The following is a 20,988-nucleotide window of genomic DNA, read 5'->3' on the forward strand; positions in this document are numbered from 1 at the left end:
CTAGCTAGGCGTCCGTAGTACACAAGCCTAATCTGCACCCACCGGCCCCAGGACAAAAACAATGAAAACCCTACCGCCCGTGCACCGCATCGCCTTGCTCTTCAACGGCAGCAAAATCTACGACCGCGGCATCATCACCGGTATCGGCAATTACCTGAGCAGTACGCGCGCGTCCTGGGACCTGTTCCTGGAGGAGGATTTTCTCTGCCGTCTGCGCGGTATCGAGCGCTGGCAGGGGGACGGGATCATTGCCGACTTCGATGACCCGCTGATCGGCGAGGCGCTGGCTGGGAGTCGGATACCGGTGGTGGCGGTGGGGGGATCTTACGAGGACGCAAGCTCGTACCCCAAGGGCATTCCCTATGTCGCCACCGATAACCACGCCTTGATGAAGCTGGCCTACGAGCATTTGATCGAGGCCGGGCTGACGCGGTTTGCCTGTTTCAGCCTGCCCGAAGCCCAGGCCAATCGTTGGGCCCAGGAGCGTGAGAAAGCCTTTCGCTGCTTGATGCAACGCGATGGCTTGCAGGTGGAAATCTATCGTGGCCTGGGTACCAGCGCGCCGTTGTGGGACAGCGCGGTGGAGCAGCAGATTGCCTGGCTGCACAGCCTGCCCAAGCCTATCGGCATCATCGCCGTGACCGATGCCCGCGCCCGGCAATTGCTGCAAGCCTGCCTGACCGCCGGGATTGCCGTGCCGGAGGAAGTCGCGTTGATCGGTATCGACAACGACCCGCTGACCCGCACCCTTACGCGGGTGCCGCTGAGTTCGGTGATCCAGGGCACCGAGACCATGGGCCGTACCGCCGCGGCCTTGCTGCACCAGATGCTGCATGGCAAGCCCTGCACCGGCACGCAGGTGCTGGTGCCGCCGGATGCGATCAACGTGCAGGCCTCCAGCCTGCATCAGCCCCTGGGTAACCCTTATGTGATGCAGGCGCTGCTGTTTATCCGGCAATACGCTTGCCAGGGGATCAAGACCGACCAGGTTGCCGCTTATGTCGGCGTCTCACGCTCTTCCCTGGAAGCGCACTTTCGCAAGGTGCGCGGCTGCAGCGTGCATGACGAAATCCTCGGTTTCAAACTCGCCGCCGCCGCCAAGGGCCTGGAGAACCAGGACCTGGCCATCGCCGACATCGCCGCCAGTTGCGGCTTCACCTCCGCGCAGTACTTGCATACGGTGTTTCGTCGTGAGTTTGGCTGTACGCCACGTCAGTATCAGCAGGGCACGCCAGTTGCAGCGCCTGTTGCATGCTTGCCAGCTTGATCTGGGTTTCTTCGTATTCGTTGGCCGGCAGCGAGCCTTCGACTATCCCGCAGCCGGCAAAGGCATGGCAGTGTCTCGGCGTGATCAAGGCCGAACGCAGTGCCACCAGGAAGTCACCGTTGCCATTGGCGTCCAGCCAGCCCACCGGCGCGGCGTACCAGCCACGATCGAAGCCTTCGTGTTCACGGATAAAGCCCAGCGCAGGTGCCCTGGGCAAGCCGCCGACGGCGGGGGTGGGGTGCAGCGCCTGGACGCCGTCGAGCAGGCGCTTGCCGACATTCAGTTGCGCGGTGATGGGCGTGCTCAGGTGCTGCACGGTGGCCAGTTTCAACAGGCCAGGGCACGGCGCGGCGTGCAGGTCGGTGACCTTGTCGTGCAGAGCCTGGGTGATGGTCTGCACCACCAGCTGATGTTCGTGCTGCTCCTTGGGGTCGGCCAATAACCGCTCGCCCAGGGCTTGGTCTTCATCCGGCCAGAGCCCGCGACGGGTGCTGCCCGCCAGGGCGTGAGTGGTCAGGCGGCCCGCCGCGCAACTGAGCAATCGCTCTGGCGTGGCGCCCATGAAACAGTGCTCGCCACGGTGGATGGCGAACAGGTGCGAGGCATTACGGCGTGCGTGCAAACGGCCCATCACCGCGCCGGTATCGAGGGTGGCGTCCAGGTGGTGGTCGATATGTCGCGCCAGCACCACCTTGTTCAACTCGCCCCGGGCGATGGCGTGCAGCGCGGTGTCGACCTTGGCCTGCCATTGATGCCGGGGCAGTGCGTTGCGCTCCAGCACATCGGGTGTAGAGGTTACATGGGGGGCGGGGTTGAGCAACTGTTCATAGGCGGCCAGGCTTTCCTGCACCAATGCAGCAGGATCGCTGCCCGGCTCGACCACACGTTGGCAGCGCAGCCAGCGCCCCGTGGCGTCTTCGCTGAGCAACCAGTGGGCGAGGTGGAAGCTGGCGCCGGCAAACGGCGCCCAGTGGGGCGCGCAAGGTTGCTGCTCATCGAAGCGCATGCCACCCAGCAGCAACGGCGGGCAGGGCCCCTGCACCAACGCATCGGCGCACAGCGCAAACCATTGGCGATCCACCTCAGCCATGCGCCCAGGCCCGCAGGCTTCGATCTGCCAGGCGCAGCCCAGGCCGAACAGGCTCAGGTCCGGTGAGTGCGCGCACCAGAAAAAGCCCTGCCGGTGGGCTGCATACAGTGCCAAAGGCGCCAGCGTCGGTGCGGGGTGCGCACTGACGGCAATCACCGGCCGCTGGTATGCCACTGCCCGTTGGTGCGCGGCCTGGAACACCTTGAGCAAGTCGGCGGCGTTCATACCGCCTTGCTCTTTTTCTGCAGCCAGAAGGCCGTCTGCTCGGCGATGTACCAGTGGATGATCTGGTTGAACAGGCTTTCGATAAATTCCCCATCCAGCCCCACGTCCTGTGCCCATTGCCGACGCTGGGGCAGCATCGCCGCGACGCGCTCCGGGGCGGCGATGCTGGCCTGGTCCGGCTTGAATGCCGAGGCGGCCTTGACGTACTGCATGCGCAAGCCCAGGGCGTCGATGATCTGCTGGTCGAGGCTGTCGATGGCGTGGCGGATGTCGTGAAGGCCAGTGCAGTGTTCCGGGGTTTTCATTGTGAGTCTTCCTGAAGGTAGGCGGTGCGCTGCAACAGGTGGTGGATCACCGGTCGCGGCTGATGCTTGAGGTAAAAGTGGTCGCCGTCGAACCAGCGGATATCCGGGGTGTGGCGGCTCAGGCCGGCCCAGGCGCGGGCCTGCTCCAGGCTGACCTCGGCGTCGTCGTGCGCCAGCAGCACATCGAGCGGTGCGGCCAAGGGCAGCAGGTGTGCGGGGCGCCAGGTCTCGATGGCCTGGTAGTCGCTGCGCAACACCGGCAGGAACAGCGCACGCAACTGCGGGTTGGCCCACAGGCCGGCGGCCTGGGCATCCTGGCGCAGGATGTCGGCGATCAGCGTGGCGTCGTCCTGGCGGTGCAGGTCGCTGGGCGGTTGTCGGTGCGGGGGCGCGTGGGCCGAGACGAATACGTGGGCAGCACCCATGCCAGCGGCTTCAAGTTGTACGCCCACGGCATAGGCAAGCGCTGCGCCCATGCTGTGGCCGAACAGCCACATGGGCCGCGTAGGCAAGGCCAGCAACGCCTGGCTGATGTGTTCGGCGAGGCTCGCCAGGCAGGGGATATGCGCCTCGTTGAAGCGCTCTTCACGGCCCGGATACTGCACCGCCAGCAGGTCGATGTCCCCCGGCAGGTGCGCCAGCCACGGGCGGAAAAAACTCGCGCTGCCGCCGGCATGGGGCAGGCATACCAGGCGTGCGCGGGGCTGCGGGCCCTCACGCAACACGCGCAGCCACGGGCTCATGAGGCCAATACCTGTTCGGCCAGGGCCTTGCGGTTGACCTTGCCCAGGCGCGTCAGCGGAAACTCGCGCAGCACCTGCAAGCGGTCCGGCAACTTGTAGGCGGCCAGCCCACGCTCGCGCAGCCAGGCGTTGATCGAGGCCAGGTCCAAGGGTTCACCGTGGGCCAGTACGCAGGCGCAGCTGCGCTCGCCCAGTAACTCGTCGGCCAGGGCCACCAGCGCCACATCGCGGATCAGCGGATGGCCGAGCAGCAGGTTCTCGATCTCTTCCACCGGGATCTTCTCGCCGCCGCGGTTGATCACATCCTTGCTGCGCCCCTCGACAATCAAATGCCCCTCGGGCAGGCGCCGGACCAGGTCGCCGCTGCGATAAAACCCGTCGGCGGTAAACGCCCGCTGGTTGTGCTCGGCGGCGTTGTAATAGCCACGGATGGTGTAGGGCCCGCGCACCAGCAATTCCCCCACGGCACCGGGCGCCACCTGTACATCGTCGGCATCGACGATACGGATCTCATCTGCCGTCGTAAGGGGAAGGCCCTGGGTGTCGAAGACCCGTTCCTCGGGATCGTCCAGCGGCGTAAAACACAGCAAGCCTTCGGCCATGCCGTACACCTGCTGCAGGCCACAGCCCAGGCCCGGGCGGATACGGGCGGCGATCTCGGCCTTGAGCCGCGCGCCACCGACTTGCAGCCACTGCAAGCTGCTGAGGTCGTGGTCGGACCATTGCGCGACTTCCAGCCACAGCAACACCAGCGGCGGGATCAAGGCGGTGTGGGTGATGCGTTCGCGTTCGATGAGTTCGAAGGCGGTGTCGGGGCTGGGCTCCGGCGCCAGTATCAGGGTGGCGCCGACACTGAACACCCCGAGCGCGCCAGGCGAGGCCAGCGGGAAGTTGTGCGCCACCGGCAGCGCTGCCAGGTAACGGGTGTGGGCGTCGAAGCCGCAGGCGCGGGCTGCCAGCCGCGCATTGCACGCGTAGTCGTCATGGGTGCGCGGGATCAGCTTGGGCAGGCCGGTGGTGCCGCCGGACAACAGCAGCACCGCGACGTCCCGGGCATCCGGCGCGGGGAATTCGCGGGGCACGGCGACGCAATCGGCCAGGGCCACGAACTCCTCGGGCGCGCCCACCACCCACACCTGTTGCAGGCTCGGCACCTGCTCACGCAGGGTGCGCGCCAGCGGGCGGTAATCGAAGCCCAGGTGCTGATCGACAATCACATAGGCCACCGCCTGGCTCAGGTGGGCCAGGTGCGCCAGTTCATGTTCGCGATGGGCCGGCAACGCAAACACCGGGATCACCCCCAGGCGCAGCAGGGCGAAGGTCAGGCTGAAAAACTCGGCGATATTCGGCAGTTGCACCAGCACCCGCTGGCCGGCGACCAGCCCGCGTTCGGCGAGGCCGGCGGCCAGTCGGTCGGCCTGTTGGTCCAGTTCGGCGTAGCTCCAGCGCCGATTGCCATCCACCAGGGCTTCCTGCTGCGGCGTGCGTCGGGCTTGTTCGCGCAGCAGTTGGCCCAGGGGTACGCCTTGCCAATAGCCTTGCTCGCGGTAGCGGCGGATAAAGTCTTCGGGCCAGTCAGTGCAACCATCAAGCATGGGAATCTCCTTGGGCAGTCGGGCAGCCCAGCAACTGGGCGCCGTGCAGGGTCAGCGGTTGCGCCAGGCCGGCGATTTGCACCGCCTGTACGCCGGTACATTCAGCCGGATGCAGGCGCAACATCGGGTCGTCGCCCGCCAGCAGGTCGAGGGCGGTGCGGTCGGCAGGGCTGACCCCCAGGTGAATCGCCGTCAGCCCGGTGGCGCCGTTGGGGTGGATCAACCGCTCCGGATGTTGGGAAGGCGTGTAGGGCGTGACCAGGAACGGCAGGCGCGCATGGCGCGGGTAGACGAAACGAAAGCGCGTCTGGCTGCCGTTGGCACAGGTGCGCTGCCACTTCACCACCCGGCCCATGGCTACGCCGCAGGCGGCGAGATCCTTGAGGCGCGGTGCCAGGCGCGGCTCATCGCAAAGCAAGGCCAGGTCGCAGAAGCCTTCGCCGTGGGCGGCCCAGCGCAACATGCGCTGCCCGGCACCTCGGCCGGCCAGGCAGTCGATGGGCCACTTGAACAGCCAGGCGTGGCGGGGTGTGGTGAGCAGCTCGATGATCGGCCCGTGGCTGAACCAGATATGCGCGTGTTGGGCGCGAGCCTCGGCGGTGGCGTAAGTGACCTCGAAGCCGGCAGCACGAAAGTTCGCCACGGCCTGGTGCAGGTCGCGCACCCACAGCAGCACATGGCTGCAGGACGAGGGGGATTGGGCAGTGTTCACAAGGGCAGGGCTCCCAACAGTTGTGCGCCGGGGTCAGCGCAGGGCGGTTGCACCGCGTCGGCGCGGCGATGCAGTTCGGCCAGCGGCAACGCCCGGGGCACCGGCGGTTCAATCAAGGCGGGCATACCGATCAGGCTGTTCATCTCGCGCCAGGCCATCGACACCTCGGTGGCCCACAGGCCGCTGCGCAGGCGCCGCGCCGGCTCATCGATGTCGTCGCACAGCGCGTCGAGGGCGAGGCTGACTGCGTCCGGCCAGAGCTCGCTGAATACCTGGTGATAGCTGGCGGGTATCTGCAGGTCGAGCACCACCATGCTCGGCCCGGCCAGCCGCTCGCTGCCTTCGCCTGCCATGATCAGGCGGTCGGTGGCGTCCCGTGGCGCATGCAGGCGCGGGTTCCACAGCACCGGACCGTGGGTGTCGCACAGGCTCAGCACGCCGCCTTCACAGCCGACTTCAAGGCGATGCAGCAGGAACGAGTGGTTGTCCGGGTCCTGGGGATGCACCTGGTTTTGCACGCGCAGGCTGATCGGCACGCCATTGAAGCTGGCGTTCAATCGTGTGAAGGGCTGCGCGCCGACGCTGGCGGCCGGTGCCGCAAATGCCCAGGGCCGCAAACCACCGGCCAGGCGCCCGAGAATATCCAGCAAGGGGTAGGCCACCTGGCTGTTACAGGCCGCGTCGATATAGGCCAGCCCTTGTTGCTCACGCAGGTACGCGGCCACCGCCAGAAAGCGGCGGATCGCAAGGATATTCGGGTACAGCGTATTCACCGCGTAGGCCGCCCGGCCCTGGCGCGCCGCCTGCATGCACGCGGCAATTTCGCGATGGTGCACCGGGTGTTCCTGCAACACGTGGATGCCACGGCGCAACAACTGCTGGGCCAGTTCGCTGCCGGCGCCTCCGGTGGCGCCGGAACGCACCACCACGCAGGCGATATCCACCGTATTGGGCACCTGCTCGACCGCTTCGAACAGCGGTACGCCATAGTGCCTGGCGCAGGCTTGGGAATAGGCATTGCCCCGCGAAAGGATGCCCACCAGTTCATAGCGCTCATGGGCACGGGTCAGGGCTTGCAGGTAGATGCGGCCGAACGCGGTGCCGGCGACGATTACGCGTTTACGTGCGCCCCTCATGACCAGGTCACCGGCAGGCAGTGGGCGCCGCGAAAGAACGTCGCGGTTTTCCACTGCACCTCACCGCAGCGTTGCAGGTTGGGCAGGCGTTCCACCAGCGCTTGCAAGGCCTCCTGCAATTCCACCCGCGCCAGGGCCGAGCCGATACAGTGATGCAGGCCATGGCCGAAGCCGACATGGCCGCTGGCATCGCGTTGCAGGTCGAGGGTCTGCGGCTCTGCAAAGCGCGCCGGGTCATGGTTGGCTGCACCAATTGAGGCGAATACTGCCTCGCCCTGGCGCACCAGGGTTGCACCGACCTGGATATCCTCCAGGGCGTAATGCACAAACATCGCCGCCGAGGCCAATGGGATATAGCGCAGCAGCTCTTCCACCGCCTGGGGGATCTGTTCGGGATGATCCTTCAACTGCTGCCACTGCGCAGGATTGTCCAGCAGCACCTGGATGAAATTGGGGATCTGCGACGCGCTGCCTTCGTAGCCAGCGACGAGGATGGCGATGCACAACAGCAGCAGTTGGTCTTCGCTCAGGCGCTCGCCGTGTTCATCGGCCTGGGCCAGGGCGGTCATGAAATCGTCCCGTGGCTGGCGGCGGCGCTCGGCGACCAGGCCCTTGATATACGCCGCGAGTTCGCCCAGGTGTTGCTGGGTCAGGGCGGCATCTTCGGGGCGGGTCGACAGCAGCGAGTCGTTCCACAGCTTGAAGCGTTCGCGGTCTTGCAGCGGCACGCCGAGCAGCTCGCAGATCAATGCCAGGGGCAGGGGCAAGGCATAGTCGTTGACCAGGTCGGCGGGCGGGCCAGCAGCGAGCATGCGGTCGATCAATTCATGGGCGTAGGCCCGGGCATGGGGGCGCAAGGCTTCGACGCGGCGCCGGGTGAATGCCTGGGCGGCGCGGGAGCGGATACCTGTGAGTTGCGGCGGGTCCATCATCACGATGCCGCCGGCAATCCGCGGGAACGCCCGTGGAGCGTCGTCACGACGAAACGCTTCGCTGCGGCTGAAACGCCGGTCACCCAGCACCAGGCGTACATCGTCGTAACGGGTGGCGAGCCAGGCGGGCGCGCCGATGGGCATCTGGATACGCAACAGGCCCGGTGCCTGCTGGGCATGGCGGTATGGCTCAGCCAGCTCCAGGTCGGTGAAGGCGTTGAAGGGGTAGGCCAGCGGGGTCATGGCAAGTCCTTGACGTTAGGCAGGTCGGGCAAATGGTCGAGCAGTTCAAGCTGCAGGTCGGGGTGTTCCAGGTGGGCGGCCAAGGCGGCGCGGCTCAGGCGCTGGCTTGGCACCTGAGCGACGAACACCCGATGGCCCAGGCATGCCAACGGGTGATCGGCAGCGGGCAGGCTGCGATTGCCCTGGAAGCCGGCGCGGGCCAGGGCGGTCTGCCACTGCTCGAGGTTGAGGAAGGTGCTGCGGCCCAGCGCACGCTCGTCACTGGCCTGGTTGAGCATGAACGCCTGGGACGCCATGACCCAGAATTCCTCCTGGGTCGGCTCGCTGAACACCAGCCAGCCGCCCGGCTTGAGCAAGGCCAGCAGGGTGGACAGCGAACGCTGGGTGTCGCGGGCGGCGTTGAGCACGCCACCGGCGACGATCAGGTCCCAGCTCTGGGTTGGATACCCCTGAGACAGGACGGCGCGGTCGATATCGAACACGCCGTGGCGCACCCACGGCCAGGCGCGCAGGCGCTCGGCGGCCTGTTCACTGAAGTAGCGCGACACGTCGGTGCACAGGTAGTCCACCGTTAGATTCGCCAGGGCCGGCAACACCGCCTGGGTGGTGGCGCCGGTACCAGCCCCCACCTCCAGCACGCGCAAAGGTTCAGTTGATTGGCGTGCAGCCCAGGCCCCGATCCAGTGGGCCACGGCGCGGTGCTGGTACTGCGCCGCCAGGCTTTCGCGATACAACGCCGCCGCACGTTCGGTACGGCCTTCGGGAAACAACAGGTGCACCGCCGCACATTCACCGCGCATCAGCGCCGGCAACTGGCGAGCATTGTCCCGCGCATAATCGAGGGTGGCGCAGCCGCCGGTGTTGTGTTCCCAGTCCAGGCTCAGTTGCGCCCAGATAGCGTCCAGGCTGGCGTCGCTCCAGGCGTTGGGGTCGAGGTTGGGATGCAGGTGGTCGCCTTGGCGGCGCAGCAGTTCCTCGGCCTGCAACACGTCCAGCCAGCGTGCGATCAAGGGCCGGTGACCAGGGGCGATGCCGGCGTTGGCGAGGCTTTGCGCCACGTCGTTAAGGGGCGAGGGCAGCAGGCCGCATTGCTCAAGGCCGTTAAGCATCGACAGCAACGCGGCGTGGCTCAAGCGTTGGTTCAACTGCACGGCGTCGTGCAGTTGCGTGGCGCTGAACTGTTGATCGACGGCGGCCCGGGTCGTGTCCAGATGATCGTCCACTGCCGCCGGTGCGCAAGGCTGGGGTACGGCGAACAGAGTCTGGCCATGCAGCGCGACCGCGCTGACCTGAGGATGCGCCAAGGCCTGCTCACACCAGCGCTGGTGCTCACGCTTGGCGCTGGTCAGCTCGCGCCCGTCAACGGTAAAGCCCTGCACGCGGCAATCGAGTTGCGCCGCGGCGCGTTCTGCCAGTTGCCAGTCGCCTGGGCGCGGGCTGACGAATAGCACCTGTTCCAGATAGCTCAGGTCACTCAAGGCCAGGGCAGGAAAGTCCAGCAGGCGCTGCAGTTGCTCGGCACCCATCACCACCACCGCCGGGCGCTGGCGTTCGAGTACTGCCAGCACCCGGGCCGGAGCCTGTTGATGCACGCCCAGGTCGGTAAAGGCCGGTAGATGCCAAGGAAAGGCGGCGGCGGGTAAGTCGATCAGCAACGCGTCGACATTCATGTTGAAACTCCTCTGGCATGGAACAAGCGTTGCCCCGCAGCGGCGAGCGGTTCCGACGCGGCGGGCCATACCTCGAGCAACTCAAAGCCGGCCGCCTGCAAGGCCAGGCGCCACGCGTCGGGCGTCATGAAGGCTTCATCGCTGGCGCGCAACGGCGCATCGGCGGGGGGCGACAACAACAGGTGCATGAAGGTCAGCATCGCGGGGTTGTCGGCGATGGACTCGCTGAACAGCAAGGTGCCGCTGTCGCTCAGGCTGGTGCGGATCTGCCCCAGGCAATCGGGCAGGTCCCGGGCGTTGTGCAGCACATTGCCGGCGATCACCAGGTCCTGGCTGTGGGGCGCAATACCCTGGTCGCTGAAGCTGCGATCGAGGTCGAGCAGAGCGAATTGCATCCCCGGTTCGAGGCGAAACTGCCGCTGCGCCGCGCCGGTAAACAGCGAGCTGATGTCGGTGAAGCGATAGTGCTTTTCACGCGCTTGCAGCGCCGCCAGCACCGCGTCGGTGGTGCAGCCGGCGCCGCCGCCCAGTTCCAGCACCCGCAACGTTCCACCCGCGGCGCTGACTTGCCGCGCCCGTTCGGCCAGGGCTTGATTGATCGCCGCTGTGAAAGGGTTGTGCTGGTAAGCGCCCAGCACTTTGACCGGGTCCCCGCCGCGCATCAGCAAGTGGGTGAGGGTCAATTGATCGCGCAGCAGCTCGGGCAGGCACTCGATGACTTGGGTGTGCAAACGCGCCATATAGGCCGGGAAGCCCAACTCGGCATACAGGCGCGGCAGTTCACCGACCTGCGGATCGAGGGGTGTTGCTTGCCAACCCAGCTGTCCACCGTCTTCGCGCAGCATGCCCGCACGGGTCAACGCCGCCAGCCAACGCCGCACCACCCAGGCATGCCGTGCAGCCGTGCCCAGCGCTGCGTTGATCTGTTCGGCGTTGCGCCAGGCGTGCAACGGCAACGCCTGGGTGTGCAGCAGCACCTGGGCCATCACGCCCAGGCTCAAGTGCTCCAACTCGTTCAGGGCGGTGTTCATAGGCAACCTTCTTCGGCGGCATGCAGTTGATCGAGCGGGCTGTGCAGCAGGTTCAAGGCGCGGATCGCCGAGGTGCGCAGCAGGCGTTCAAGGCTGGCGGCGGGCGGCAGGGCCTCGGCGGCCGCATGGCAGCCGGACCGGATCTCGCCCGCCACCACGCTGATCACCGTGGTGGCGGCCATGGCACCGGTCAGCGCTGCATTGCCGGCGCCGCTGAGCACCAGGCTGCGGGTCCGGGCCTGCGCGTGGTGCAGGCCATCGAGTTGCAGCAGCAGCGTCACGAACGGCGCCTGGCCGCTGAGGTCCAGGCAGCTGGCGGCGCACAAGCGCTGCACGGCGTCGGCCCGTGGCAGGCCGTGGGCCTGGTCGAGGGCCTTGAGCACGTAGCCATCGGTGATCACGTTGAACCACTGGCCGACCTCCAGGTTCAGGTCCATGGCCAGGCGTTCACCCTCGAGGTTCAGGTAGGGCAACAGCTGGACCTGGCCGGGGAAGCACGGCACCGACACCTGGCGCTGACGCCGCAGTGCACGGCTGCAACGGCCGTTGCGCCAGGCCGCCAGCGGTTCGCTGCTGCCGTCCACCGCGCCTTGCAAAAAGTCGTCGGCGGCCACGGCGGTGAAGTGATCGCGCAAGCCGAAATAGCTGGTCAGGCTGCGCACCCGGGTGAATGCCTGCTCGGCCAGCCAGCGCGGCAGCAGGCCAGTGAGCCCGGGTTGCAGGCCGGCATCCAGCACCGCGCAGCGACCACGCCATTGGGCCGGGTCGAGGCGCATGTGGCCGGCGGCATCGACGTAATGGGCGTCGGCCTGCAACGCGGCGTGTGCGGCACGCGCCTCTACGCGCCAGGACGGGCCGGCGCAGTTGAGCAGCACATCGCAACCACCGGCGAACGCGGCCAAGGCCCTGGCATCGTTGAAGTCCGCCGCGGCCCATTGCAGGCGTGCCTTGGGCCATTGCTGCTGGAGCACTTGCACGCAGTGCGCACCTTTGACCGCATCGCGCCCGCCCAGGCGCAGCTCATTGACTCCCAGCGTCAACAACGCCTGGGCGCTGGCCAGCCCCACGTCGCCACTGGCGCCCAACACCCCGATCAGCATGGCTGGGCCTCGGCGTTCAGGCGCCAGCCACCGGCGCGCTGGCGGTCATGCCAGAACCCGGCGTAGCGACCGTTGCGGGCCAGCAACTGCGCATGGGTACCGGACTCCACCAGGCAACCTTCATCCAGCACCAGGATCTGGTCGGCGGCCATGATGGTTGGCAGGCGATGGGCAATCACCAGCACCGTGGAGCTTTGCATCAGGCTGCGGATCGCTGCCTGTACAAAGGCTTCGTTGTGCGGGTCCAGCGCCGCCGTGGCTTCATCCAGCAATACGATGGGCGCGCGCTTGAGCAGGGCCCGGGCCAGGGATACGCGCTGGCGCTCACCGCCGGACAGCGCCGCGCCGCCTTCGCCCACTGGCGTGTTCCAGCCTTGGGGCAGGCGTGCGACGATTTCATCCACGCCGGCCAGCCGCGCCGCTTCGGCCACTTGTTCGGCACTGGCGTCCGGGCTGCCGACGCGAATGTTGGCCTCAAGGCTGTCGTCGAACAGGTACACGTCCTGCATCACCAGGGACAATTGCGCCATCAGCGCGGCATTGGACAGCTCGCGCACGTCCACGCCGCCGACCTTGACGCTGCCCTCGCTGGCATCGAAAAAACGCATCAGCAGGCGCGTGACGGTGGTCTTGCCCGAGCCCGAGGCGCCGACAATCGCGGTCATGGAATGGGCCGGGGCGTTGAACGTCAGACGGTGCAGCACCTTGGGCCCGCTGGGGTAAGCGAAGCTGACCTGATCAAACGCCAGGCTGCCGGGCGCCGTCAGCGCTTGGCTCACCGCCGGCTCCGGCAACGACGGCTCGCGCAGGATGCTCACCAGTTGGTCGAGGTCGTTACCGGCCATGCGCAACAGGCCGCTGCGCGCCGCCGCTTCGGCCAGTGGCCCGACAAAGCGCGCCGCCAGGGCCAGCAGGGCGACCAACTGGATGGCATCGATTTCACCGTGGGCGGCCAGGGCAATGCCCACTCCCACCAGCAGCGCAAAGGCCAACTGCACGGTCAAGCCACCGGCCAGCAACTTCGGAAAGGTCTGGGACAGCATTGAGCCGCCCGCATGTTTCTGCGCCAGGTTGGCGGCCTGCAACGGCGCGTACCCGTCCTGGGTGCGACCAAAGGCGCGCAGCACTTGCTGGTAACGGGCGAACTCCACTACGCGGTTACCGGCCAGGGTCGCGGCGGCTTCCACCCGTGCGTCGTTGCTGCCGATGGCCGCCGCCGACCAGTGATGGGTGAAGTAGATCAGCGGCGCACACAACACGGCCGTCAGGCCCAGGCGCCAGTCGAACACAAACAGGCTCAGCGCCACCGTGGCCGGTACCACCACGCCGGATACCACCGGCCCCAGGTAATGGGCAAACAAGCCGGTGACCATCAGGGTGCCGCTGGTGGCACTGCGCGACAGGCGCCCGACCTTCTCCGAATTGAACCAGCCCAAAGGCAAGGTCACCAGGTGCTGGCCGAGGCGATCATGCAGGGTGGTCAACACCACCAGGGCCAGGGCAAACCCCTTCATCGCCTGCTGGTAGTGGGCAATGCAGGTCAGCACCACCATCGCCGCCAGGCCCGCCAGCCACTGAAAGGCGCTGTACAGGTCGCCGGCAAACAGCGCGTGCAGGATCGGCACCAACAACGCCACGGCCACCCCTTGCAACACGGCACTGGTCACCAGCCAGGCGAGGTAGCGGTACAGGCGTGCGGCATGGGCCGGGCCCAATAAAATCAAGAGGCTGCGGATCACAAGGACATCTCCAGGTCGGGGGCGGTGGTTTCGGCGCTGGCGCGCCACAGGCGGGCATAGGCGCCGTTGGCCCGCAGCAGCTGGTCATGGCGGCCGCTTTCGAGGACGCGGCCCTGGTCGAGCACGACGATCTGGTCGACGCCGCAGATACTCGCCAGGCGATGGGCGATCACCAGCACCGTACGACCGCGGGCCAGGGCAGACAGCGCGTCCTGGATCAAGGCTTCGGACTCGGGGTCGGCGTGGGAGGTGGCTTCATCGAGGATCAGCACCGGCGTATCGGCCAGCAGCGTGCGGGCGATGGACAGGCGCTGGGCTTCACCGCCGGAGAAAATCGCGTCTTCGCCAACCACCGATTGATAGCCCCGGGGCAGGGCCTGGATGCGTTGATGAATCTGCGCCGAACGGGCGGCGGCCTCGACCTCGGCATCGCTGGCCTCAGGGCAGCCCAGGCGCAGGTTGTCGGCCACTGTGCCGTGCACCAGTTGCGCGTCCTGCAACACAAAACCCACGTGCTGATACAGCTGGCGCGGGTCGATCTCGCGCACATCCACACCGCCCACGCAGACCCGCCCGGCGCTGACGTCGTGAAAGCGCGGCACCAGCTTGGCCAGGGTCGACTTGCCCGCGCCGGAGGCACCCACCAGCGCGGTGACGCTGCCGGCCGGGCAATGCAGGTCGACGCCATTGAGGATCATATGCGCGGGGTCATAGCCGAACTGCACCTGTTCAAAGCGGATGTCGCTGCCCTGGGGCGGTACGCAGACCTTGGGCGTCGGCAGCTCCTCGACGCCCAGCAGCGCTTCGATGCGGTCGGCCGCCGCCAGGGCGGTACGCTGCGCGGTGAGGCTCTGGTTGATCACCAGCAGTGACTGTGGGATCACCACCGCCACCAGGGTTTCGGCGAACAGCTGCAATGGCGTGATCCAGCCCTGGGCCAGCAACAGGCTGCCCACGCTCAGGCTGACCAGCAGGATCACCGGCACACTCAAGGCCATCGACGAGAAGGCTTCCAGGCGCAGCAGTGGCTTGACCCAGCCGGCGTATTGGGTGCTGAACTGGTTGACCGCCTGCTGATAACTGCGATGGGCCTGGCCGACCTGGCCGAACGCCTTGACCACGGCGATGCCGTGGACAAACTCGACAATCGCCGCGCTGACCCGGGTCATGCTCTTGTCGAGCAACTGCATCTTGGCGCCGAAGCCGCGCATCATCAGGCTGTAGGCTAGCGCGTAGATCGGCAGAGTGAGCACCGCCAGCAGTGCCAGGCGCCAGTTCAACGTCGCCAGCCAGATCAATCCCGCCAAGGGCGTGACAATCGCCGCCGTCACTTCCACGGCGTGATGCGCAACCAGGTGGTGCAGGTCTTCGAGGTCGTCCTGCACCACCTTGCGCACGGCGCCGGACGTGGTGTCGGTATACCAGCCCAAGGGCACGCGCCCCAGCTTGCGCACCATGGCCTCGCGCAGGCTCGATTGCAGGCGGTGGTCGGCCAGGTGGGTCAGCCACAGTGCGACGCCGCTGGCCATCCATCCCAGGCTCAGGGCGACCACCACCAACGCTGCCCACTGCCACAGGGTGGCGCTGTCGGCGTTGCCGGCGAGCAGCAGGTGGCCAAGTTCAGTGAGGCCGATAAAGGGCACCAGGTTGACCAGCGCACCGACGGCGGCAAATACCACGCCGAGGCGGATCAAGCGGTTGACCGGGCGTTTCAGGGTATCCAGGGCGGTGGTCATGAGTTTTTCCGAAGGGCCTCAAGCAGGTGCGCGGTGACGGTGTGCACGTGGGGTGGTTCGATCACGCTGAAGTGGTTGCCGGGCACGTCGATCAAGTTGAACTGGCCCAGGCATGCGTCCTCCCAGAACGGCGCCGCCAGGTGGCCGACACCGCCGGTAATGCCGAACGACTGCTGCTCCAGACAGCGCAGGTAGGTCATGTTGCCGAGGAATGGTGGTGGGTCGAACCGCGCCGCCCGCATGCTGTGGCGACACACGCGAAACAGCGTCGGCACCAGCTCGGGGCCGATCGGCACCCCGGCCTGGCCAGACGCCAGGCGGGCGTACTCGGCCAAGCGCTCTTCCTGGCTGCGCGCCGATTGTTGCCGGACCGCCAGTGCCAGTGCCTCCAGGCCCGGGTCGCCGCCCAGGACAGCCATGGCCCCGGCGGGCACGCGCCGGTTATCGCGGGCCATCAGCAGGTCGATGGCGCGGTACACGTCGTAGTCTTCGATATGGGTGCCGAACACGGTCTTGACCGGGTCGAGGTTGAGGTTGGGCACGAAGATCGCCTCATAGGCCAGCTCTTCGTCGGTGTCGATAAACATCGGGATGCTGTCGATCAGGCTCAGGTCCACCACCTCCATGCCGCGCTCCAGCAGGCGCCGGGCGACTTCGGTAGCGAGCAGGCCGCCAAGGCAGTAGCCGATCAGCTGGAAGCGCTGATGGCCGTCGGCGATCAAGCGCTCGGCGTAGTCCTGGGCCACGCTTTCGATCAGGCGCTTGGGTTCCAAAGCCAGGTACTGCGCGGTGTCGGCCACCGCAAAGCCAATCACCGGCCCGGCCTGCTGGGCGGCGAGCGCACGGCCCAGGTGCTGGAAATAATCCAGGGTGCCCAGGGCGGCATGGAACATCACCCGTACCGGGCCGACCTCGCCACCGCCAAACGGCACCACCAGGGCGTTGCTGTGGGTGGCGCGCAGCGACTGGTCAGGCGCCGCGGCGGTGGGCGTGCTTTCATCGTGATTGAGCAGGCGCGCCAGGGCGCTGACCGTCGGCTCGTTGAGCATCTGCCGCAGCAGGGTGTCGTAGCTCAGGCTGTGCGCCTGGGGCAGTTGTTCACGCAGCTGGCCGGCAACGCGGGCGAGGATCAGCGAATCGGCGCCTTTCTCGTAGAAATTGTCGTCGGCGCCGATCTGCGTCAGGCCCAGGGCTTCGGCCCACACCCGGCACAGCTCAGCGGTGAGCGGGTCACTGGGCACCGCTTCGTTGCCGCCGGCCTGTGCATCGATGGCGGGGCGCCAGTTGGCCAGGGTCTTGCGGTCGACCTTGCCGTTGGCGGTCAGGGGCAGGCGGTCGAGCACTTGCAGGTGCGCCGGCAGCATGTAGTCCGGCAGGCGTTGCGCCAGGGCGCGGCGCAGGCTGTCGACGCTCAAACGTTGCAGCCCGGCCTTGAAGCGAGCGGCGAACACCTGCATGCCGAGGGCGGCCAGCGGGTGGTCGGCGTGGGGCAGGGCCGGCAGGCATTCGCCGCCGAACGCCTGGACCCGTGCCTGCCAGATATCGGCAGCGCGCAAACCGCTGCGGCCCACGTCGTGGTCGTCGCCTGCCGGGGTCATCATAAAGCCTTGGGTCAGCAGGATCGGCGGCCATTCGCCGGTCGGTTCGCTGAACACCAGCCAGCCACCGGGGCTGAGCAATTCGGTGATCTGGCCGAGGGCGTTGTCGATGTCCTTGACGCTGTTGAGCATGCCCGCGCACAGCACGATATCCACGCTGTTGCTGGCCAGGCCCTGGGGGCGGATATCCTGGTCAATGTCCAGCACGCCGTAGCGCACCCAGGCGTGATCAGCAAAGCGCTGCTTGGCCGCCGGCAGGAAAAACGCGGTCATGTCAGTGAACAGGTAATCCACGTCCAGGCCGTCGAGCAGGCTGATCACCGGCGCGCTGGTGGCCCCGGTGCCCGCACCGATTTCGAGGATGCGCAGCGGGCCATCGCCGTCATGGCGGGTGGCAAGCCGGTTGATCAGCGCGGCGATGCTGTGGTTGTTGTAGCGCGATACCGCATCCCCGCCATACAGCTGCAACGCCAGGTCTTGCTGGCCCTGGGGGAACAACAGATCGAACGGGTTGACCTCGCCGCGCAGCAGTTGCGGCAGTTGCGCTACATGGCTGAGCTGGTAGTCGAGCAGCGCCTGGCTGCACAACCCGCACGCCACCGCCCGTTCCACCCGGCCCCAGGCCAGCGCCGGGGTTGGCTCTCCATGCAGCAGGCGATAACGGGATTGTTCGCGCTGCAACAGGCCCGCCTCACACAAGGCCAGCAACCAACGCCGCACCAACCAGTGATGGCGCGGTTGCACCTGCAAGGCACTGAGGATAGCGGCTGCATCCGGCTCGGCCAGCGCGCCGTTGAACAACTGGGCCTTGAGCATGATATCCAGCATTGAACTCAAGGCGGCGACGTTGAGGTCAGCCTGATAGTCCCGTACCTGCTGCGGGTCAAAGTTGCCGACCTGGCTGTCGGCATAACGTTGCACCGCCGTCAGCAGTGGTGTGCCCGGCAGCTGCTCGGGTTCGATGCGCGCCGCCGTGACAAAGGCCAGCAGCTCGCCGCTGAGCAGGCTGACGGCGCTGTCCACGCCTGGGGTGGCGAGCAGTGCGGCGTCGATTTCTCCAAGCTCTACGCGGTGCCCACGGATCTTGACCTGGCCGTCGTCACGGCCGAGAAACTCCAGCTCACCCCCCGGCAGGTAGCGGCCACGGTCACCGGTGCGATACAGGCGCTGGCCGTCGAGCGGGTGAGCGAAGAAGCGCGCAGCACTCAACGCCGGGTCGCCGAGGTAACCCTGGGCCAGGCCGACCCCGGTGATGTACAGGTCGCCCGGCACCCAGGTCGGCGCATCGCGCCATTGGTTGTCCAGCACGCGCAAGCCCTGGTTGGCCAGCGGCAGGCCGTAGGGAATGCTGCGCCATGCCGGATCGATCGCGCCGATGGGGTGCAGGTTCGACCAGATCGAGGCTTCGGTGGCGCCGCCCAGGGCCACCAGGGCCAGGCCCGGCAACAGCGTTTGCAGCTGTGGTGGCAGGTTCAGCGCGATCCAGTCACCCGACAACAGCGCCAGACGCAGGCTGTCCAGGGGGCGTGGCTCGGCCTGCAGGTAGTGGGCCAGCATGTGCAGCTGCGCCGGCACCGAGTTCCACAGCGTGACCTGATGGCGCTGTATCAGCTCGGCCCAGTGCGACGGGTCGGCGCCCCGTGCCGGGTCGGGCAGCACCAGGGTGCCGCCTACGGCGAGGGGGCCGAACAGGTCATACACCGACAAGTCGAAACTCAATTGCGCCAGGCCCAGCACACGGTCCGCGGCGTTGACCGCAAAGCGCCGGTTGATGTCCTGCACGGTATTGAGGGCGGCGCGGTGGCTGATCATCACGCCTTTGGGCTCGCCGGTGGAGCCGGAGGTGTAGATCACGTAGGCGAGGTCGTCGGGGCTGGCGTCCTGTGCCGGCAAGTCCGGCGTGGCAGCTGCCAGTTGGTCCACCCCATGCCAGTGCACACCCTCAGGCAATGGCGTGTCTGGCACTGCCTGGGAGTGGCCGAGCACATGCCGTACCTTGGCACTGTGCAGTACGCGGTCGCGGCGGGCGGCCGGGGCGCTGCTGTCCAGCGGCAGGTAGGCGGCGCCCGCCAGCAGCACGCCGTAGGCCGCCACCACTTGGTCACGGCCCTTGGGCATCAGGATTGCCACCGGTTCCTGGGCGCGGCAACCGGCGGAGCCCAGGGCTGCGGCGACTGCCAGGGCGCGCTCCATCAGGGCGGCGTAGGTCAGGCTGCCGTGGGCGTCGACCACTGCCAGGGCCTGTGGCCGTTCCCAGGCCATGGCCAACAGGCCGTCATGCAGGCGGCCGGTGGGCAGCGGCGCGGCGGTGGCATTGGCGGCGAGGCGTTCGCGCTGTTGCCAGGCCGGTAGCGGCACTTGCATGGGCTGGTCCCAGGTGGCCGGGTCGAGGGCCAATGATTGCAATTGGGCAACGAAGGCTTGCTGCATGTCCTCGACCAAACCGTCGGGGAACACGCCTTGGCGCACGTCCCAGTGGATGTGCAAGCCGTTCGCGTCGTCCATCACCTGGCAGTCAAGAGTTACCTGCGGGGTCTGGGTGATGCCGTGGCCGACCCGGCGCTGGCTGGCGGCCTGCGGTTCAATCGCCAGGCCGATGGCACTGGTGAATACCACCGGCATGGCCGCCGCCTCACGCCCGCGACGGCGGCCGATTTCGCGCATCACTTGAATGCCGGAAAACAGCCGGTGCTCCAGGTCGGCGAACAGTTGGTTGCCCAGTTGCCGTGCCTGGGCGGTGAAATCCAGGCCCTGGGGATCATTGACCTGCAACAGGCTGACCGAGGTGAAATCCCCCACCAACTGGTTGACTTGTGGGTGCAGCGCCAAGCGGTTGAGCAGCGTCAGGTTGAGGCTGAACGCCGGTTGCTGGCTCCAGCGTTGCAAGGTGCCGGCATAGGCGCTGAGCACTACGATGGAGGGGGTGAGGCCGAGGGTGCTGGCGGCTCTTTTCAGGGCGGCCCATGGTTGCGCTTCGAGGTGCGTCGAGTGGCGTTGGAAGCGTGGCACCGTGGTGTCTTCGCCGCTCAGGGGCGCCGGCAGTTGCGGGGCTGGGGGCAGTTCATCGAGACGCGCCAGCCAGTAGTCACGGTCGCGTTGATGGCGGCTGCCTTCGAGCAGGCCGCGTTCGGCCAGCAGGTAGTCGCGGAAGGTGATGTCCAGGTCCGGCAAGCTGGCCTGGGGATCGTGCAGCAACTGCTCCAGCTCATTGAACAGCAGTTGCGCGCTGGCCCAGTCGGCGATCAGTGAGTCCATGGAAAAGTGCAGGGTGTCGCCGCTGTCGCTGCGGCTCAGGCGCAATTCGAACAGCGGCCAGGTCTCGGTGGGATAGAGCTTCTGCTCCATGGCCTGGCGAATCTGTTGTACGGCATGCTGGTGCTGCTCGCCAGTGCCGCCGCGCAAGTCCGCGACAGCCAGTGGGTAATGGGCGACCTCGGCCAGCACGCGTTGGGAGCCTTCGCTGGCAATCACCGCACGCAACATGTCGTGGCGGGCGATCAGGCGGTTCCAGGCCTGTTCCACCTGCTGCGGGTCGAGGCTCGGCCAGCTCAACTCGAGATAACCGTGGCACGCCACGTTGCCGTAGCCGAATGATGATTGGCGGCCGAGCAGGTAGGCATTCTGTACATCGGTGAGCGGGAAGGGCGCGTGACGTTGCAAGGGGTCGGCCACCACCTCGGGCCGCTCCTGGGTTTGCAGCAGGTGCAGGATCTGATGCTTGTGCTCGCGCAATTGCGCCAGGCGTTCGGCGTCGAGCAGGCCCTGGGGCGCACGGAATTTGAGTTGGCCATCCTGGGGCCAGAGTTCGACGCCCAGGGACTTGAGTTCGCTTAACAGTTTGGCGGCGGGCATGGGGACAGCTCCTG

14 protein-coding genes are annotated in these 20,988 nt (G+C 67.0%); 1 reads left to right on the forward strand and 13 read right to left on the reverse strand.

Going from position 1 to position 20,988, the window contains the following annotated elements:
• Positions 1-61: 61 nt before the first annotated feature.
• Entirely contained in the window at positions 62-1,267 is a 1,206-nt protein-coding gene (locus TU73_RS12265; protein ID WP_057012413.1) for a XylR family transcriptional regulator, read from the forward strand.
• Here TU73_RS12265 and TU73_RS28295 read toward each other — a convergent pair.
• From TU73_RS28295 to TU73_RS12335, 13 genes are read right to left on the reverse strand one after another with little or no spacing between them, the layout of a single operon-like run.
• Positions 1,155-2,582 (reverse strand): isochorismate synthase, encoded by a 1,428-nt coding sequence (locus tag TU73_RS28295; protein WP_082642589.1) that lies wholly within the window; start codon positions 2,580-2,582, stop codon positions 1,155-1,157. The two genes, TU73_RS12265 and TU73_RS28295, sit on opposite strands and share 113 nt — an antisense overlap.
• Positions 2,579-2,887, reverse strand: coding sequence for an isochorismate lyase (locus TU73_RS12280; protein ID WP_043050251.1), 309 nt, complete (start codon positions 2,885-2,887; stop codon positions 2,579-2,581). The genes TU73_RS28295 and TU73_RS12280 overlap by 4 nt, the downstream gene beginning before the upstream one ends.
• Positions 2,884-3,630: a thioesterase II family protein gene (locus tag TU73_RS12285; protein ID WP_057012416.1), complete on the reverse strand. Its 747-nt coding sequence runs from the start codon at positions 3,628-3,630 to the stop codon at positions 2,884-2,886. Before TU73_RS12285 ends, TU73_RS12280 begins: the two co-directional genes overlap by 4 nt.
• Positions 3,627-5,225 carry a (2,3-dihydroxybenzoyl)adenylate synthase gene (locus TU73_RS12290; protein ID WP_057012417.1) on the reverse strand — a complete coding sequence of 533 codons (1,599 nt, stop codon included), beginning with the start codon at positions 5,223-5,225 and terminating at the stop codon, positions 3,627-3,629. Before TU73_RS12290 ends, TU73_RS12285 begins: the two co-directional genes overlap by 4 nt.
• Positions 5,218-5,937, reverse strand: coding sequence for a VOC family protein (locus tag TU73_RS12295; protein WP_057012418.1), 720 nt, complete (start codon positions 5,935-5,937; stop codon positions 5,218-5,220). Before TU73_RS12295 ends, TU73_RS12290 begins: the two co-directional genes overlap by 8 nt.
• Positions 5,934-7,073, reverse strand: a complete 1,140-nt coding sequence (locus tag TU73_RS12300) for a Gfo/Idh/MocA family oxidoreductase (RefSeq protein WP_057012419.1) — start codon at positions 7,071-7,073, stop codon at positions 5,934-5,936. The genes TU73_RS12295 and TU73_RS12300 overlap by 4 nt, the downstream gene beginning before the upstream one ends.
• Positions 7,070-8,248, reverse strand: a complete 1,179-nt coding sequence (locus tag TU73_RS12305) for a cytochrome P450 (protein WP_057012420.1) — start codon at positions 8,246-8,248, stop codon at positions 7,070-7,072. The genes TU73_RS12300 and TU73_RS12305 overlap by 4 nt, the downstream gene beginning before the upstream one ends.
• On the reverse strand, positions 8,245-9,918 hold the full coding sequence (locus TU73_RS12310) for a class I SAM-dependent methyltransferase (RefSeq protein WP_057012421.1): 1,674 nt from the start codon (positions 9,916-9,918) through the stop codon (positions 8,245-8,247). Before TU73_RS12310 ends, TU73_RS12305 begins: the two co-directional genes overlap by 4 nt.
• Entirely contained in the window at positions 9,915-10,949 is a 1,035-nt protein-coding gene (locus TU73_RS12315; protein WP_057012422.1) for a class I SAM-dependent methyltransferase, read from the reverse strand. The genes TU73_RS12310 and TU73_RS12315 overlap by 4 nt, the downstream gene beginning before the upstream one ends.
• Complete coding sequence (locus TU73_RS12320; protein WP_057012423.1) at positions 10,946-12,049, reverse strand: saccharopine dehydrogenase NADP-binding domain-containing protein; 1,104 nt, start codon at positions 12,047-12,049, stop codon at positions 10,946-10,948. Before TU73_RS12320 ends, TU73_RS12315 begins: the two co-directional genes overlap by 4 nt.
• On the reverse strand, positions 12,043-13,788 hold the full coding sequence (locus tag TU73_RS12325) for an ABC transporter ATP-binding protein (RefSeq protein WP_057012424.1): 1,746 nt from the start codon (positions 13,786-13,788) through the stop codon (positions 12,043-12,045). The genes TU73_RS12320 and TU73_RS12325 overlap by 7 nt, the downstream gene beginning before the upstream one ends.
• The gene (locus tag TU73_RS12330; RefSeq protein WP_057012425.1) at positions 13,785-15,524 is read right to left on the reverse strand and encodes an ABC transporter ATP-binding protein; all 1,740 of its coding nucleotides are present in this window, start codon (positions 15,522-15,524) and stop codon (positions 13,785-13,787) included. The genes TU73_RS12325 and TU73_RS12330 overlap by 4 nt, the downstream gene beginning before the upstream one ends.
• Complete coding sequence (locus TU73_RS12335) at positions 15,521-20,974, reverse strand: non-ribosomal peptide synthetase (RefSeq protein WP_057012426.1); 5,454 nt, start codon at positions 20,972-20,974, stop codon at positions 15,521-15,523. Before TU73_RS12335 ends, TU73_RS12330 begins: the two co-directional genes overlap by 4 nt.
• Between the last annotated feature and the right edge of the window lie 14 nt (positions 20,975-20,988).

It is taken from the genome of Pseudomonas libanensis (assembly GCF_001439685.1).
Taxonomy (GTDB): Bacteria; Pseudomonadota; Gammaproteobacteria; order Pseudomonadales; family Pseudomonadaceae; genus Aquipseudomonas; species Aquipseudomonas libanensis.